Below are 272 nucleotides of genomic sequence, written 5' to 3'. Positions count from 1 at the left end.
GCCAGGCTGATCTGATTGTCGCGATTGCTGTCTTCCTGGGCCAGCATGGGTTGCGCGTTCGAGGTCGGGGCCGGTGCGGGCAGCTTGGCGAATTCCGACGCGCTGAGCTGGCCATTTTTGTTTACGTCCAGCTGGGCGAACAGGGCGCGATTACGAGCCTTCGCCTCGGCAGCGGCAGCGAGAACCTGATATTGCTCGATCTCGGTTTGGCTCAATTGCCCGTTCTTGTCGCTGTCTATCGTCCGAAACTGGCTGTCCATTTCCGCGATGAA

At 59.6% G+C, this 272-nt stretch carries 1 protein-coding gene; it reads right to left on the bottom strand.

Going from position 1 to position 272, the window contains the following annotated elements; genetic code table 11:
• Positions 1 to 272, bottom strand: a 272-nt coding sequence (locus SAZ04_RS22080; RefSeq protein ID WP_332699737.1) for an EF-hand domain-containing protein, incomplete at both ends; no start/stop codon positions are given.

The organism is Halalkalibacter lacteus (assembly GCF_036663595.1).
Classification (GTDB): Bacteria; Bacillota; Bacilli; order Bacillales; family Bacillaceae_D; genus Halalkalibacter; species Halalkalibacter lacteus.
The sequence above is the reverse complement of the archived record's forward strand: the minus strand, read 5'-3'. Positions and strand labels throughout refer to the sequence as shown.